We start from the raw sequence: 459 nt of genomic DNA on the forward strand, positions 1-459 counted from the left end.
GCCCGGTCCAGGTCGAGGACCGGCCGCAACAGCCAGCGGGTGATCCCGGCCGCGACCAGGGCCGCCGCGGCGAACGCGGCCACCGCCCCGGCGGCGATCAGCGACCAGCGCAGCACCACGTCCCGGCGGGCCGCGTCCGTCGGCACGGCCATCAGCACCGCCCCGCTGACCCGTTCGTCCCGCCCCACCGGCTCGGCGAGCACCACACGGTCCGGCCCCCACGGGCGGACCGTCGGCAGCCGGTCGGTGGAACGCCCGGTCAGGGCCCGCCGCCGGGCTTCCGCCGCCTCCCCGGGCGGGGTGCGCCCGGCGGGCCCCGCTCCCTCGGCCCGCGCCACCGTCGCCCCCGCCGCGTCCACCACGGTCACCGAGGCCCCGTACAGCTGCGCGTACCGGCCGATCTCGGCGGACAGCTCCGCCCGGTCGGCGTCGCTGCCCGTCCGGTCGGCGAGATCGGCG

At 80.6% G+C, this 459-nt stretch carries 1 pseudogene; it reads right to left on the minus strand.

Features of this window, described 5'->3' with window-relative positions:
* A pseudogene (locus VR44_RS37060) lies at window positions 1-459 on the minus strand (sensor histidine kinase); the annotation flags it as partial.

This window comes from Streptomyces katrae (genome assembly GCF_000966975.1).
Classification (GTDB): domain Bacteria; phylum Actinomycetota; class Actinomycetes; order Streptomycetales; family Streptomycetaceae; genus Streptomyces; species Streptomyces katrae.